Genomic DNA, 15,215 nt, shown 5'->3' with positions numbered 1-15,215 from the left:
GATCATCTCCATTTTTTTGTTTCTTCATCGTCTTTCATAAATTCTTTGATCTTTCTTTCTTCCCAACCTTTTCCAAAGAATGGATTAAGGTTAAAAGTACCCACGGCATGGAAAAACACCCCAATGCCCCAACCGAAGGCGGCCCATAAGAACCACATATAACTAAACCCATTGGTCAGGTAATTGATCAAGGCCAAAACCGAAATGACCAGAATATAGGACCAAAGATTGGCGTAGAACTTTTTAAGCTCATCAACCCGTTCCTTTGCCCTCATGTATTTGCTTTCCTTATCTAAATTTTCCATGTGTCTTACTTTGGATAGTACACCTAAATATAGGTATTGTTAGAATTCTTTGTCCTTCATAAGTTCCTGAATCTTACGCTCCTCCCAATCTTTTCCCAAAATAGGGTTGTATCCCTTGGCGCACATCCATAGAAACACAAGTCCAATTCCCCAACCCACGGCAGGGAAAACCACCCAAGGAAAATCAGTGGTCCTGTAGTTTAAGTACGCTAAAATTGGAATTACAATGCAATAGGCCAACAGGCTTGAATAAAAGGCCTTGATTTTCTCGATCTTTTCCTTTGCTTTAATATACCGGTATTCATCTAAGTTTTCCATAACTGATCGGATTTGTTTTTTTGATTACACTTCAAAATTCGCAATACTGACAGGTATGGGAAAAAGTAGTTTCCTGAACTGTTATTTTTTTGGGATGAGTTGTGGGGATGGTGATGGGTGATGGGTGATGGGTGATGGGTGATGGGTTATGGGTGATGGAAGATGCCCATTTTCTTTCGTCTCTTGTCTCTTGTCTCTTGTCTCTTGTCTCTTGTCTCTCAAAAAAAATCAAAAATCCTCACTGTCCATAAGCTCCCGGATTTTTCGTTCTTGCCAACGTTTGCCCCATAACGGGTTGTACCCAAACGCCTCCATGCCATGGGCCAATACCCCAAACCCCCAACCTATGGTGGGAAAAAATGCCCAAAGAAAATCGGTTGTCCGAAAGTTGATCCACCACAAAAACGGAATCACAACGCAATAGGCAATCAAATTGCTATAGAAGTCCTTAATGGCTTTGACATGCTCTTTGGCCTTGGCGTAGCGTTTTTCCTCAATATAACTCTTTTGCGTCTCTGAAGCGGATACTTGCTGGGTAAGCATGGGCAGGGAAACACTAAAATCCAATGTATTTTTCTCTATGACCACCTCACGGTCCGTTAAAATATTGTACCGCTGTTTTATGTTCTGCAGCCCCACGCCACTACTTTTCTTCACCACCTGTTTTTCCTGAAGGTTATTGCTCACCACCAACATCCCCTCTTGTTCAAATACTTTGATATGTAAGGGTCTAGTGGCCGTAACCACATTATGCTTCACTGCATTTTCCAGCAATAATTGCAAGGAAAGGGGAACGATTTTAGCATCGGGGATGGAACACTTTTCAGGAATTTCAAAAACAATGCTATCCTCAAACCGCATTTTCAGGAGTCGTACATAGGTATGGGCAAAATTGAGTTCTTCATCCACAGTGACCAAGTCCTTGTTCTTCTGTTCCAACACATACCGATATACTTTGGACAGGGAAGTCGTGAAGCGTTGTGCTTGGTCTGGGTCTTCTTCAATAAGGCTGGTGAGCACATTCAAGCTATTGAACAAAAAATGGGGGTCCAACTGGTTTTTCAAGGCATCAAAACGCGCTGATGCCGTCCCGGCTATGATCTTTTGCTCCTTGACCCGTTTCTCCTGCCAGTTTTTATAGAAATAAACGGCATGGAAAAAAACAGAAACCACCATGGTGATCAAAAGGGCCACAACGTAAAATGCAAGCTCCTCGCCCTCTACAAAGGTTTCCCAGTCCACTCCTTCAAAACCTAACCGCAGCACCATTCTAATCCACAAAATGCCCAGCATGGTGACCAGGACGCCTCCAAGGGCACTTATGGCCAAACGATACTTGGCATACCGTTTCCAGGTCACCTTATGGTTTACGTAGTCGTAGTAGAAACTATTGAGGAAGGTCAGTACTATGGAATAAAAAATATAATACCCCACCTCGCGCATCATTTCGGCATCAAAAGCCACATCCCCACCAGAGAGTGCTTCCAAACCAATGAAAATAGTGGCCAAAACAAGACCAACCAGTATTGCTACGGATAATAGTTTGCCTATATATTTAATCGCTTTTTCCATTCCCGGTCTTGTTTACGGCTCTTTTTCTCATATTAAAAAGGGCGTATACCTGCTAAAATTAGCAAAAAGTTTTTACGCCCTTTTCATTGTCTTGACTGATGATTCTTTGATTGATGCATCAAAAATGACCCAAAAAAAGGCTGCAGGAAAGAAAGAAGTGCCGAGTTGTGGATTTAAGAGGATGAACCGTAAACAAAAAAAGCCCGACAACACCAGTGGGTCATCGGGCAAACACTCGGCAATTAAACAACTATTTTACACTGTACGTTTTGTGGATGGCCTCATCAAAGGCTTTCCAATGGGCTTCGGTCATTCTTCCGGGAGTGAACAAGCAAATTCCCGTTGCCCCATTCTCCATGGACCCTTGAATGGCCGCGCCTATTTCCTCTGGGAGCAACCCGTGGTTTTCGGGATCCTTTTCGCTTCCTTTTTTCTCAGGTCTTGGGCAAATGAACAGTCCGCTGTAGACCGGAGTTCCTTTTTTTGCAGTGGCCACTTCTTCTTCCACCATTTCGCCTACCCATTCCGGTCCTTTCAGGTAAAAGTCATTATAGTTCATGGGATAGATGGCATCCAAATTCCATTTGCCCCAATCCTGTCGCACCAATTTTTTGGCAATGGAGGGGCCAGGGAAAACCGCTGCGTTTATTTTTTTGTTCTTGGCATGCACCACATCCGCCAATCGATTGACGATACTGGTAATAAGGTCATATCGGAATTGTTTCCATTCAGGCACTTGCGAAGGGTCTTCAGCTTCATTGATGTCAATTCCTGTCTTTTCTTTAAAGGCCGATGTACAATCATCGCAATAGCAATAATCAAACTGGGGGTATTCCTTATCCATCACCAAACCGTATTTGTCCCAAAGGCCGCGGGCCAAAATCACATCGGGAAAGCGAATGTAATCCAAATGAATCCCATCTACCTCTTCTATATCGGCCACACTTCCATAGAGATCGGCCAAAAAATTATAAACTCCTTCCTTACTCGGACATAGAAAGGTGTAATGGGGCACATAGACTGGTTTTTCAAAGGCCGACTCCCCTTTTCCATTTATGGCATACCACTCTTTCTTCAATTTTGGATTTTCGCCCTGCACCATGGTGGGGATCCAGGTATGGAATTCCATTCCGGCCTCTTTCACCAATTTTCCCACCCTTTTATAGGTTTGTGGGTCATGTCCTCCATTGTACATCAATCCATCCACTCCCTTTTCTTTCAAATCTGAAAATTGAGCTGCCAATTCTTGGTCAGTGGCATCACCGGGACCTCCAATCCAAGCATAAACGGGAATCTTATTTTTTTCTGTACAAGCGGTCAAGGATAAAACCAAGGCCATCGCTAAAAGGAATCTATTCATTGTAATGCTATTATGTGATGAAGGGAATTTAGGCAATCTTTTTGGTCACCCCTATGAAACTTAGACGAACAACGTCTCTGCCCAAACGAACACCCCCAGTACCCTGTTAACTTCTTTTTTTCTCGCTCCATGCAACCCTTGCTTTTTTGAAATGTCATTAAGGCGAACATATCAAAAAACGAATATTAAATTCTCAATCAAATCATCAAATGAAACAAAACGAGAAAAGGAGTGGACCCGCCCTTGGGTGTATGGTCCTGTGCCTTCTATTGGGCGCATCATTCATGTATGCCCAAAACAATTTCACCATCAGCGGAAAAGTGACCGACCAGAGCAACGGGGAAACCCTTTTTGGCACTTCCATTTTTTTAAAGGGAACGGACATTGGGGCCATTACCAATGAATATGGATTTTACTCCATAAGTGCTCCCCGGGGTTCATATACCCTTGTTTTTTCCTATATGGGCTTCAATGAAATCACCAAAGAGGTGGTTTTGGACCAAAATATGACCTTGGATGTTGAGTTGGTGGAATTTTCCACTCAATTGGATGAGGTTGAAGTCACCGCCGATGAACCGGAACGTGCCGTGCTCCGAAAGCCAGAAATGAGTGTTTCCAAACTCAACATTAAGACCGTGAAGCAGATGCCCGTGGTTTTGGGCGAGGTGGATATCATTAAATCGCTGCAAATTCTTCCCGGGGTCACCAGCAACGGTGAAGGCTCCAGTGGTTTTCACGTGCGCGGAGGTGCCGTGGACCAAAACCTGGTGCTGCTGGATGAAGCAATTATCTACAATACCTCGCACCTATTGGGCTTCTTTTCGGTGTTCAATGCGGATGCGGTAAAGGACCTGAAACTATACAAGGGAGGTATTCCCGCCAGATTTGGAGGACGGGTGTCTTCGGTGCTGGATGTTCGGCAAAAGGATGGCAACAGTAAGAATTTTGAAATGACCGGAGGTATTGGGGCCATATCGAGCCGACTTGCCCTTGAAGGGCCCATGTTCAAGGATCGCGGTTCCTTTTTGGTCGCTGGGAGGGGTTCGTATGCCCATCTCTTCTTAAAACTTGCGGGTGAGGATAACAGTGCCAGTTTTTACGACCTCAACCTAAAGACCAATTACAACCTCAACAAAAACAACCGACTCTACCTTTCCGGATATTTTGGACGCGATCTTTTTGACATCGGGGGGTCTTTCAGCAGTAGTTATGGAAATGCTTCCGGAAACTTGAGGTGGAACCATATTTTCAACGACAGGCTTTTTTCCAATCTGTCCTTGATCTACAGTAATTATGATTACGAACTCAATATCAACGATTTTGAGTTTGATTGGGTTTCTTCCATTCAAAACTATAATATTAAGTATGATCTGAAGTATTATTTCAACGATGCCTTTAAGTTGGATTTTGGGGCTAGTACCATAAAGTATGTATTTGATCCAGGGCAGATAAAGCCCACAAGTCCAACCTCTGCCATCAACGAACTGCAGCTGGACGAGAAAAGGGCCTTGGAAAGTGCGGTCTACATCAATGCGGAGCATAAACTCACGGACAACCTAACCGCCCAATACGGGATTCGGTTCAGTCATTTTAACCGGATGGGCGGCCAGCCCTTGAACAACTATCTGGATGATCGTCCACTGGTGTACAACAGCTCCCTTCGGATTTATGAACGACAAGACCCCATTGGTGAAACGGTCTATTCAAAAAGTGAGCGCATTGAAACCTTCAGCAATTTTGAACCACGTGTATCCTTGGCCTATCAGCTTAATGGGCTTTCTTCGGTAAAAGCAGGGTATTCCCGAGCAGCGCAGTACATCCATTTACTGTCCAACACCTCGGCGGTCACCCCTATTGATGTATGGACTCCCAGTGGCAAATACATCAAGCCGCAACTGTCCGATCAGTTTGCTTTGGGGTATTTCCGAAATTTTAAGGACAAGGAGTATTCGATGGAAGTGGAAACCTTCTACAAAACAGTTGATAATCGAATTGACTACATTGACGGCTCTGACCTCATCGGCAACAACACCATTGAACGGGAAGTGCTATCGGGCGAATCCAGGGCTTATGGTCTTGAGGTATTGCTACGCAAAAACGAAGGGGCTTTTACTGGATGGGTGGCCTATACCCTTGCAAAATCAGAGCAGCGAACTCCCGGGGGCAATGCGGGCGGTCCCGGAATCAACAACGGGGATTGGTACAGCACGCCTTATGATCGCACCCACGATATTTCCGTGACAGGGGCCTATCAATTGAATGAAAAATGGAGTTTTGGCACCAATGCTATCTTCCAAACAGGTCGACCTGTCACCTACCCCAACGGACAATATCAGTATGAGGGTGTTTCCATTGCCAGTTATTCGGACCGGAATGCAGACCGATTGCCCGCCTATTACCGATTGGATGTTTCCGCTACCTATCGCCCCAACAGAAAACCGAACAACAGGTGGAAGGGCGAATGGGTCTTTGGCATTTACAATGTGTTCAACCGGAAAAATGCGGCTTCCATATCCTTTGGCCAAAATCTGGAGACCGGTGCCAATGAAGCTACCCGAACCGCCATCTTTGGCATTGTCCCTTCTGTAACCTATAATTTTAAATTCTAAATTGATGAAACCATTTTATATCATTTATATCTGCCTTTTGTTTGTTGGTGTTTCCTGTACCGATGTCATAGAAGTTGATGTTCCAGAAGCACCTCCAAGACTCACCATTGAAGCTTCGCTGGATTGGGAACAGGGCACCTCCGGAAGTGACCAGACGATTTTGTTGAGCACTTCCACCCCTTATTTTGCTGAACAGAAGATTGCCCCTGTTCTTGGAGCATCGGTAAGGGTCACCAATGAAGATTCCGGTGCGGAATTTATCTTTGAAGACCAAAACAATGGTGAGTATACCACATCCAACTTCATTCCTGTCATAGGAGATACATACGCACTCGAAGTAATCTATAATGATGAACGGTATACGGCCACAGAGACCTTGGTTCCCGTCAGTGACATTGTTGATGTGTTTCAATCCACGGAAGGCGGTGAGGACAAAGATGCACTCGAAGTGAATGTTACCTTTGATGACCCTGCCGATATTGAGAACTATTACTTCCTTCGATTTAAAAGTGATGGTGATCTGTTTCCCGAGCTCTATTACATCAAAGATGAATTTATTGACGGAAATGAATTCACCATCTATTATGAGAAAATTGAGGATGAAGATGACGCTATCAAGGAATTTCAGCCCGGAGAAACGGTTGATATTGCCTTTTACGGGATATCCAAACAATATCACGACTACCTACGGCTTTTGGTGGATCAATATGAAAATTCCGGGAGTCCATTCAGCCCCACTCCAGTGCCTTTGGTGGGCAACTGTGTGAATATTGACAACCCCAATACTATTGCCTACGGATACTTTCGGGTCACGGAGGCGATAAAAACCAGTTATACGATTGAATAAGCCTTACCCAACATGCCCAGTTCTCCAGAAATCTGGGCATGTTTTCTTTTACTTTATAGCAACCAGCTCACCAAAGGATGTTTTTGAAAGTATAAATTTCATATTTGTAAGAAAAAGGGTGTTTTTTTGAAATTATTTTAAGTATGTTTTTAAAAAAGTAAAATAATTATATTTTATTAACATTTTTTTAATACATTTAAAGGAGATAATTGTTCACCTGTTACCCGTCCCTCATTTTTAGTTTCCCTATAGATTAAAGTAGACCTTCCACTTGCAAGGGGATTGATTCACGACGTTGAAAATTGGGCAAGTTGTTTTTCACAATCGAATACATTTTACAAATGGTAAGATTCAAGAACCAAGAGCCAGGAACCAAGACTCAAGAATCAGTCTTGATTCTTAAGCCATAGCGCTCAGCGGTCTTTTGTCCGACCTAGATTGCACATACGTAACACATTAAACCTAAATATCAACATTATGAAAACATTCTTATTTAAAAAAGTTCTTTTTCTATGCGCTGGCCTTGCGTTGGTTTTAAATGCCTGCCAAGAAGCTCCGGTTAGGTACACCCAAAATTCCCCGGAAATTGATACTGTCAAAAAATTGATTTCCAATTATGACAGCAAAAACTTTGACACCAGCATGTACGCGGACACTTCAAAAACATACTACAACACCAATGATGTTGCCATGTCTGCCAGTGAAGCCATGGACTATCACAAACAAACCGATATCAATTATGCCTCACGAGGCTTTGGAAATGAAAATCAAGAATATGAAATGGTTGTGACCGACGATGGTGAAACTTGGGTAAACTCCTGGTTGGATTGGAAAGGCACAATGGCAATAACAGGGAAGGAAATTGAAATCCCGATCCATTTGACCTTTCAATTTGTGGATGGCAAAATTGTTAGGGAACATGGGTACTGGGACCCCACTGAAATTGTTTTGGAGCTTCAAAAGATTGAAGCCGAATCCAAAATGATGGAGGAAGAGCAAGAAGAGCAAACTGAATAACCAAAACTAAACAACTGAAGATGAAACAACTACTATTGATCCTAGCATTAGTGCCGCTTATCGCAATGGCACAAAACGAGCAACCCCCAATTTTCATGAACTTGATGATGACTCCGCAACCGGATAAAATTGACGCTTTTGAATCAGGTTTGGCGGCACACAACAAAAAATACCATGCAGAGGGCGCAAGCACCGTAAGTGTTTTTTGGGTGGCCAGCGGCAAGAATTCCGGAAAATATATCTGGAGTTTGGGGCCAACAGCTTGGGCTGCTATCGACGATGCAAACAATTATGACGCAGCCCATACCTCGGACTGGAACACCAACGTGGCTGCAAACGCCCTGCCCGAAATGGAGACCAATTATTGGGAAAACGACCTTGCCCATTCCAATTTCACAAAAGATTTCAGTCTAAAAAACCTTTCCATTTTTATGGTGGACATCAAAAGATTCAAACAAATGGAATTTGGCTCTATCCTGGATAGGGTCTTCAAGGTGTACAAGACCAAAGATCCCGATCACCAATGGGGTGTGTACTATAACGAAATGCCCAACATGGATGGGCAGGATTTTGTCTGGGTCGATTTTTTTGAGAAATCTTCATGGATGGGTCGTGAGGACAAATTTCCACAATGGTATGAAGAAGTCCATGGTGCTGGTAGCTTTGCCGGTTTTCTGAAAGATGTGGAAGCTGCAACTAATGGGGACATGGGCGAACTATGGATCTATAGAAAAGATCTTAGCGGTTCCACTGGCGAGGTTCAAGCCGTAGGAGGGCAGTAATTTTGCTGAATTTTGGCTCAAAAATTGCCAAAAAATCATGTAATTCATCGAAAAACTGAAGTTCTATCCGTCTATGGCGGGGTTTTCTGCGTATTTAGTTTAGTTACTAATAATAAATAAAACCCCGATTTATGAGAACTAAAATCTTTTTTTATGCAGTAAGCCTAGCTTTTTTGGCATTTATTGGCTGCTCTGAAGATGAAAACAACGGAAATCCTGGTGATACTACCGGAAGAATGACCGTTCAACTTACAGACGCCCCCTTTCCATTTGATATGGTCGCGGAAGCCAATGTTACCATCTTTAAAGTAGATGCGCGATTAAAAGATAGCGAAGATGAAGAAATGGATGATGATACGGAAGAATCTTCTTTTGTTACATTGATGGAAGAAGAAGTATCCGTGAACCTGCTAGACCTTACCAATGGTGTCACCGAAGAGTTGGCCGATGTAGAGGTCCCTGCCGGCACCTATGACTTGGTTCGGGTGCATGTAAGAGGCGTAAATGTTGTCCTAACCGATGAACGAACTTTTGAACTGGACGTTCCCAGCGGGGAACAGACCGGTATCAAAATATTCATCGACCCAGGATTGACCGTTGCAGGAGGCTTGTCCAGCGATTTGTTATTGGATTTTGATGTAAGCCGTTCCTTTGTTGCCAAAGGCAACATAAACAGTGTGGATGGCATTACCGGATTTAATTTCAAACCTGTCATCAAGGCTTCGAACCTTTCCACAGCAGGAACCCTAAGTGGAACTGTGACCACAATGGATGGTGAAAACACCTTTGTTTTGGAAGATGCACAAATTTCAATCTTGGATGCAGATGATGAGCCCATCACCTCTGGCGCCACCAACATCGATGGAAATTACGCCATCATGGGTCTTGAAGCTGGCACCTACAAAGCTTTTGCGTCTTTGTCAGGCTATGTCAACAGTGATACCTTGGAAGTCAACATTGTGGCTGCAAACAAAACAGTCCAGGATTTTGTTTTGGAAGCTGAAGTGGTTGAGGAAGGAGAAAGCAATTAAGTTTCCACATAATATATAGAAAGGAGCGGGGCATACGTCCCGCTTTTTTATTGTGATATTTTTTGATTTCACAGGCTTTGATGTCAATTTGCCCTATCTTTAATCAAACAATATTCATAAAATCAAGCGATAATGGCTTGATTACCTGAGACCCATGAAAAATAATATCCCTTTCCTGTTTTGTATCCTTTTCTTTTTCTCCTTGCAGTCTTACGCCGCTGACCCTGTCTTGGATTTTCTGAATGCACTTGATGATGCCCAACTCAGCAAGACCCAATTACAGTTTGATGATGTGTCCCGCGAAACCTGGCACTATTTTCCGGCTACCATGTGGCCCAGATCTGGGATTCAATTGGGGGAGCTGAATGCCAAACAGAAGGAATTGTTCCATAAAATGCTACAGGACCACCTAAGTCAATCTGGGTACAACAAGACCATGGACATCATGAGTTTGGAAAACGTTTTGGCCCAGGAAACGGGAGACACCCATATGCGGGACATCAATAAATACCATATTTCCATATATGGCGATCCGGCAAAGGATGAGGTTTGGAGCTGGACTTTTGAAGGGCATCACATTTTATTGAGTTTCACTGTTGTTGATGACAAAATTTCATTCACGCCCCTTTTTTTTGGTGCCAATCCCGCCATTATCCAATCTGGCCCACGAAAAGGGGAACACACCTTGGCCATGGAAGAAAATTTGGGGTTGGAACTTATCAACTCACTATCCGATGAGCAGAAAGCCAAAGCAATTTTTAATGAAAAGGCCCCTTGGGACATCTTAACAAAAAACACTGTCAGAATCTCGGCGGATAACCCCAAAGGCATCCCGCTTCCCGAATTGGATAAATCACAACAAGACGCTTTGATGGGACTCATCAATGAATATATCTCTGCAGTACCTGACGAGGTGGCCAAAACCCGAATGGCAACACTGGAATCCGAAGAAAAACAGGACATTCATTTTGCGTGGGCCGGAGAGACCGTTTTGGGCGAGCCCCACTATTACAGCATCCAAGGAAAAACCTTTTTAATTGAATTTGACAATTCCCAGAACAATGCCAACCATATCCATTCCGTTTGGCGCGATTTTGATGGCGATTTTGGCAGGGACCTCATTCAAGAACACTACAGTAACCATCATCAGAATTAATTTAGAGCACTCTTTTTAATCCATGTACATTCCCCAGCACTACAAGAATGAAAACCTTGATGAAATAAAGGATTTTTTGGTCAACAACAGTTTTGGAATCTTGGTTAATACTGTTGACAATAAACCTTGGGCCACCCATATTCCTTTGGAATTGGATAAAACCAATAATGGAAAAGACATTCTTGTAGGGCATATTGCCAAAGCGAATCCCCAATGGAAGCACTTTTCAGAAGATCAAGAGGTGCTCTGCATTTTCAATGGCCCGCATAGCTATATTTCCTCTTCGTGGTACAAGGAAGAAGAGGTTCCAACATGGAACTACATAGCGGTGCATGTGTACGGTAGGTTAAAAATCTTATCGGAAGAGGATACCATGGCTTCCATGCACAAGTTGGTGGAGAAATATGAACAGGGCTCCAAGCACCCTATATCACTTAAAGAAATGTCACCCAAAACATTGCGTCAGGTAAAGGGAGTGGTCGGTTTTCAAATTGAGATCAGTGATATCCAAGCCACCTACAAGCTTTCACAAACCCGAACTGAGGACCATCCCAAAATCATCTCAGAGCTTCAAGAACGCGATGCGGGCAGTAGATCCATTGCTTCAGAAATGAAGAACAGAAAAACGTAGGGCACTCTATTCAATATCTTGGAAAATGGCATCGGCCCAATTGGAATATCGAGGATTATCCACGTGCATGATCCAAATTTCATCGCTGTATTTCCCTTTCATTTGGGATTGATATGCCGCATAGGCTTCGTTATCCTGATCATACTTGGCCAAGTACACATAATTGAGCCCATTATCCGGGTTCTTAAAGTACTTTGGGTTTAGGCCCTGTGCCTTAAGTTTGGCCATAAAGCTCTTGAGGTATTTCTCGTTCTTAAAAACATTGGCCACAATGTAATGCCCCTTTCCAACCCCTTCCAAACTGATGAACTTCTCAACAGGTTTGTAGGCTCCCCCATTGAATGTTCCCTTTTTCTCTGGAGCTTCCTTTTTGGCAACGGTTGAATTGTCTGCCAAACGTTCATTGGCCATGGAATTGTAAATGGAGTCCAAATCCTCATTCTCAGCAAAATACAGTTTTTGTGCCTTAGCCTCAATATCTGGACGTTTCTTGTCATCCGTTTGCCTTTTTACCATCCGCATCACCATTTCAAATCGCTTTTCAAGATCCTTTTGGCGACTCTCCTTTAAAGAGTCCATTTTAAAAAGCAATTCATCGATCACGGCATGACTATCTTCTTGTTGGGCCTTTAACATTGCTATTTGTTCTTCCCAAAACGCCAAATCCTCTCTATTGGTGGGACGCAAAGTGGTATCAACATCCAACTTGCCCTTTTTCTCCTCTTTTTCTTTCTTGGTGTCTGCCACTAGACCACCCTCAATGGGTTTTGGAGCTTTAGGGTCATCCTCGTTGTTCACCATAATGTTCTTGGCCATCATGGGGACAAAGGAGTACGCAATTGAGATTTCGTGCGTAACACCCAGGTTTATGAAGTCATTGTTCAGGTTTTTCTCAAAGTTGTATCCGAAGGAAAGCCTTCTATTGAGATTGAACCCCGTACCGGCCGAGGCCCCATAAAACTGATCGTAGCCACCTTGGATCCATCCCAGTTTGGGGAGATCCAAGATGATACCCCCGCCAAAAATAGGGTCATTGCCCCCTTCAAGCCGTGCCCGTGCCAAGGGCAACAGCCTTCCATCTTCAAAGATTCCAGAGCCATTCTTAAATTCTTGGGCAAATTGTATATGACCGGAGAATGTTTTTTGATTCAGGTCGGTCAATGATTTCCCCGAACTCACATTATAGTCCAACAAGTTATGGGCAAACACCCCAAAATCAAACTTACCAACGGATAGGTTCAATCCGGGTTGGAAAGATACAATGGAGTTTTTGGAGGTATCGTTGAGCACAGGATCTTCCTCAACGGTGACCGCTCTATCTGGATCAAAACTGCTCACATAATAGGGAATATTAACCCCAAAGGTAAGGCTGCTCTCCCTTCCCAATTGAATGCCGTGTGCATAATTGGCCATTACCCCCAAATTGGAGATGACCCCCTCTTGCTGGTTGTACAGACTGAAACCTAAGCCAATCCTATCGTTCACTTGACCGCTGTAACTCAAAAAATAATTCTGGCTGTTGTTTTCAAAGTCTGCACTTTGACTTCTGTGAAATAAGTTTACATACGATTTGTCTTCCCTAACAGAGGAAAAGGTTGGGTTGATCAAAAATCGGTTGAACTTCAGCAAATTCTGAAACGGCACATTGTAGGTGACGTAGGGGTTACTGTCCTGGGAATGAGCAATGGGACCCAGCAAAAAGCAACATAAAATCAAATAAAAAACCCGGTCAAATGAAAACAGGGTTATGTCTTTGGAAAATAAATGTAGTTTTATATCCATAGCCGATGGGGGTTTGTAGGTTAATGGGCCTGTTTGGGTCAGGCAGATACTTTTTGTATGGTCTCATTAGCAAGATTTGGGAACTTGTAAGAGTTTTATTACTTAAATACTATACAATCTTAGGTATTTTCTCGGTAAACAGCTAATTTTTTCGTTAAATAACCAGCTTACTTTCTAAGTAAACGTAATTAACCAAGAAAAATTGAGTGATTTAGCTAGAAAAGAGCAAGTTGCCCGTTATCTTTTTTTATTCATTCCGACTAATTTTGCGGTATTCTTGATACAAATGTTTATTTATGGGGAACCCAATAACCATAGTTCCATATTCTGATGCGTATGCTTCTGACTTCAAGTCACTTAATGAGGAATGGATTGTAAAGTATTTTAAAATGGAGGAAATGGATCATGCCTCGTTGAACCATCCAAGGGAATACATCTTGGATAAAGGTGGATATATAGTCGTTGCCCTGCTCCATGATGAAGCCGTTGGTGTTTGCGCCCTTATTCCCAGTCTTCACAAAGACTATGATTTTGAACTGGCCAAAATGGGCGTATCCCCTAAAGCACAAGGAAAGGGCATTGGAAAACTATTGGGGCAGCACATGGTGGAAAAGGCCAAGGCTATGGGGGCCAAAAAATTATATTTGGAAAGCAACCGGATTTTAAAACCTGCCTTAAATCTGTATCAAAAATTAGGGTTCAAAGAAGTTGTTGGTGCCACCTCACCCTATGAACGCAGTGATATTCAGATGGAGTTATATTTAACCGATTCCTCATTGGAATAGAGCTATATTCGTTTACTTGAACCAAAGTAATACCATCTATTGAATGATATAAAGCATTTTATCAGCTTTGTTATATTCCAACCTTGTTCCGTTATCATAAAAATCAACAATGTCGTTCAAATTAATCAATATGGCATCCTTATAGCTTCCAATGGTTTTGCCAGGATAAGGATTTTCCACCACCCATAAATTTTTGACGATACAATTTTTTTCTGCTTTAGGTTTGGGAAACCTTACATATACAATTTCGTGGGATTTGTTGGATACAGTATTCGTTATGGTAATGACTTCCTTGTTGATTTGTTCACCAATCTTATCGGTGTTTTCAGGTTTTAAGGAAAATGAATAGATTTCTTCATCCCCAAATGCAACATATCCATCATGGGTTTTTTCCTCTTTTTTATACAGAATGTAATTACCGGCAATTACATTAAAAATGCGCTCAAAATTGCTAGGTTCAACATATAGAGAGCCATTATCCTCCACAATTCGCACAAATTTAAAAATGGTGGGGGTTTCATTTTTAGATAATTGATGTTCAATAATATTTTTATCTGCCATGAAAGGCACTACATAGACTTCCTTTCCCTTTTTTAGGGCTATGTTAACAAATTTTCTATCCTCGGAACAACTTACCAAAAGGAACAACAAAATGAGAATTGACAACGTGTTTTTCATTTTCTAATCCAATTTAGGGTTAAGAACAAGCAAAATATACTTTAAATGTCCAGAGACCAACATGACAAATTCACGTATGCCCTGTATCATTTGACTGATTTTTGAACAGATTTCATTTACCATCCAAGTATCCTATTTCCGCTGTCTCAATTTGAAAAGCACTATCATATACATGTACATTCAATAAGCTTGTGTCTACTTTGATGGCTGGCTGTTCATGTAGGTACAAAATCACTTATTTTCACATCTCACTAAAAATGAGTATATTAAAATGTAAATTCTAAATTTAGAAACCATGGGAACAGTTAAAAACCTGAACAAATGGGCCAATGCCCACACCTA

Annotated in this window: 14 protein-coding genes; 8 read left to right on the top strand and 6 right to left on the bottom strand. The window is 42.4% G+C overall.

Translation table 11 applies throughout. The features are described 5' to 3' along the window. Positions 1-2 precede the first annotated feature (2 nt). The 4 genes from A7D14_RS10410 to A7D14_RS10395 all read right to left on the bottom strand — a co-directional run bounded on the left by A7D14_RS10410 (position 3) and on the right by A7D14_RS10395 (position 3,555). Entirely contained in the window at positions 3-305 is a 303-nt protein-coding gene (locus A7D14_RS10410) for a 2TM domain-containing protein (protein WP_067033936.1), read from the bottom strand. 39 nt (positions 306-344) lie between these two features. Further along, a complete protein-coding gene (locus tag A7D14_RS10405) occupies positions 345-623 on the bottom strand; it encodes a 2TM domain-containing protein (protein WP_067033930.1) in 279 nt (92 codons plus the stop codon). A 228-nt stretch (positions 624-851) separates the two neighbouring features. Next, a complete protein-coding gene (locus A7D14_RS10400) occupies positions 852-2,195 on the bottom strand; it encodes a 2TM domain-containing protein (protein ID WP_176712404.1) in 1,344 nt (447 codons plus the stop codon). A gap of 250 nt (positions 2,196-2,445) precedes the next feature. After that, positions 2,446-3,555 carry a hypothetical protein gene (locus A7D14_RS10395; RefSeq protein WP_067033928.1) on the bottom strand — a complete coding sequence of 370 codons (1,110 nt, stop codon included), beginning with the start codon at positions 3,553-3,555 and terminating at the stop codon, positions 2,446-2,448. 209 nt (positions 3,556-3,764) lie between these two features. On the opposite strand from A7D14_RS10395, the gene A7D14_RS10390 reads away from it, so the two are divergent. The 7 genes from A7D14_RS10390 to A7D14_RS10360 all read left to right on the top strand — a co-directional run bounded on the left by A7D14_RS10390 (position 3,765) and on the right by A7D14_RS10360 (position 11,628). Beyond that, positions 3,765-6,164, top strand: a complete 2,400-nt coding sequence (locus tag A7D14_RS10390) for a TonB-dependent receptor (RefSeq protein WP_255307435.1) — start codon at positions 3,765-3,767, stop codon at positions 6,162-6,164. Between the two features lie 4 nt (positions 6,165-6,168). Continuing rightward, positions 6,169-7,011 (top strand): DUF4249 domain-containing protein, encoded by an 843-nt coding sequence (locus tag A7D14_RS10385; RefSeq protein WP_067033926.1) that lies wholly within the window; start codon positions 6,169-6,171, stop codon positions 7,009-7,011. A gap of 477 nt (positions 7,012-7,488) precedes the next feature. Continuing rightward, the gene (locus tag A7D14_RS10380) at positions 7,489-8,028 is read left to right on the top strand and encodes a nuclear transport factor 2 family protein (RefSeq protein WP_067033924.1); all 540 of its coding nucleotides are present in this window, start codon (positions 7,489-7,491) and stop codon (positions 8,026-8,028) included. A 20-nt stretch (positions 8,029-8,048) separates the two neighbouring features. Then, complete coding sequence (locus tag A7D14_RS10375; RefSeq protein WP_067033922.1) at positions 8,049-8,810, top strand: hypothetical protein; 762 nt, start codon at positions 8,049-8,051, stop codon at positions 8,808-8,810. 131 nt (positions 8,811-8,941) lie between these two features. Next, positions 8,942-9,841 (top strand): DUF4382 domain-containing protein, encoded by a 900-nt coding sequence (locus A7D14_RS10370; RefSeq protein WP_067033920.1) that lies wholly within the window; start codon positions 8,942-8,944, stop codon positions 9,839-9,841. A gap of 154 nt (positions 9,842-9,995) precedes the next feature. After that, a complete protein-coding gene (locus A7D14_RS10365) occupies positions 9,996-10,997 on the top strand; it encodes a DUF3500 domain-containing protein (protein WP_067033918.1) in 1,002 nt (333 codons plus the stop codon). A 22-nt stretch (positions 10,998-11,019) separates the two neighbouring features. Further along, the gene (locus A7D14_RS10360) at positions 11,020-11,628 is read left to right on the top strand and encodes an FMN-binding negative transcriptional regulator (protein WP_067033915.1); all 609 of its coding nucleotides are present in this window, start codon (positions 11,020-11,022) and stop codon (positions 11,626-11,628) included. 6 nt (positions 11,629-11,634) lie between these two features. On the opposite strand, the gene A7D14_RS10355 is transcribed toward A7D14_RS10360, so the two are convergent. Beyond that, positions 11,635-13,410 carry a PorP/SprF family type IX secretion system membrane protein gene (locus A7D14_RS10355; protein ID WP_067033913.1) on the bottom strand — a complete coding sequence of 592 codons (1,776 nt, stop codon included), beginning with the start codon at positions 13,408-13,410 and terminating at the stop codon, positions 11,635-11,637. Between the two features lie 296 nt (positions 13,411-13,706). Between A7D14_RS10355 and A7D14_RS10350 the strand changes: the two genes are divergently transcribed. Further along, positions 13,707-14,195: a GNAT family N-acetyltransferase gene (locus A7D14_RS10350; RefSeq protein ID WP_067033911.1), complete on the top strand. Its 489-nt coding sequence runs from the start codon at positions 13,707-13,709 to the stop codon at positions 14,193-14,195. A gap of 36 nt (positions 14,196-14,231) precedes the next feature. Here the strand turns inward: A7D14_RS10350 and A7D14_RS10345 are convergent, their stop codons facing one another. Then, positions 14,232-14,873: a hypothetical protein gene (locus A7D14_RS10345; RefSeq protein ID WP_067033910.1), complete on the bottom strand. Its 642-nt coding sequence runs from the start codon at positions 14,871-14,873 to the stop codon at positions 14,232-14,234. Between the last annotated feature and the right edge of the window lie 342 nt (positions 14,874-15,215).

This window comes from Allomuricauda sp. CP2A, assembly GCF_001683915.1.
Classification (GTDB): domain Bacteria; phylum Bacteroidota; class Bacteroidia; order Flavobacteriales; family Flavobacteriaceae; genus Flagellimonas.
Note: the sequence above shows the minus strand (reverse complement) of the source record. Positions and strands in the feature narration are given on the sequence as shown.

Excerpts from the sequence above, each read along its gene's own strand:
- A7D14_RS10400 (WP_176712404.1), bottom strand. The coding sequence starts at position 2,195 with ATGGAAAAAGCGATTAAATATATAGGCAAACTATTATCCGTAGCAATA.
- A7D14_RS10365 (WP_067033918.1), top strand. The coding sequence starts at position 9,996 with ATGAAAAATAATATCCCTTTCCTGTTTTGTATCCTTTTCTTTTTCTCC.
- A7D14_RS10375 (WP_067033922.1), top strand. The coding sequence starts at position 8,049 with ATGAAACAACTACTATTGATCCTAGCATTAGTGCCGCTTATCGCAATG.
- A7D14_RS10370 (WP_067033920.1), top strand. The coding sequence starts at position 8,942 with ATGAGAACTAAAATCTTTTTTTATGCAGTAAGCCTAGCTTTTTTGGCA.
- A7D14_RS10390 (WP_255307435.1), top strand. The coding sequence starts at position 3,765 with ATGAAACAAAACGAGAAAAGGAGTGGACCCGCCCTTGGGTGTATGGTC.
- A7D14_RS10345 (WP_067033910.1), bottom strand. The coding sequence starts at position 14,873 with ATGAAAAACACGTTGTCAATTCTCATTTTGTTGTTCCTTTTGGTAAGT.
- A7D14_RS10385 (WP_067033926.1), top strand. The coding sequence starts at position 6,169 with ATGAAACCATTTTATATCATTTATATCTGCCTTTTGTTTGTTGGTGTT.
- A7D14_RS10395 (WP_067033928.1), bottom strand. The coding sequence starts at position 3,555 with ATGAATAGATTCCTTTTAGCGATGGCCTTGGTTTTATCCTTGACCGCT.
- A7D14_RS10405 (WP_067033930.1), bottom strand. The coding sequence starts at position 623 with ATGGAAAACTTAGATGAATACCGGTATATTAAAGCAAAGGAAAAGATC.
- A7D14_RS10380 (WP_067033924.1), top strand. The coding sequence starts at position 7,489 with ATGAAAACATTCTTATTTAAAAAAGTTCTTTTTCTATGCGCTGGCCTT.
- A7D14_RS10410 (WP_067033936.1), bottom strand. The coding sequence starts at position 305 with ATGGAAAATTTAGATAAGGAAAGCAAATACATGAGGGCAAAGGAACGG.
- A7D14_RS10355 (WP_067033913.1), bottom strand. The coding sequence starts at position 13,410 with ATGGATATAAAACTACATTTATTTTCCAAAGACATAACCCTGTTTTCA.
- A7D14_RS10360 (WP_067033915.1), top strand. The coding sequence starts at position 11,020 with ATGTACATTCCCCAGCACTACAAGAATGAAAACCTTGATGAAATAAAG.
- A7D14_RS10350 (WP_067033911.1), top strand. The coding sequence starts at position 13,707 with ATGGGGAACCCAATAACCATAGTTCCATATTCTGATGCGTATGCTTCT.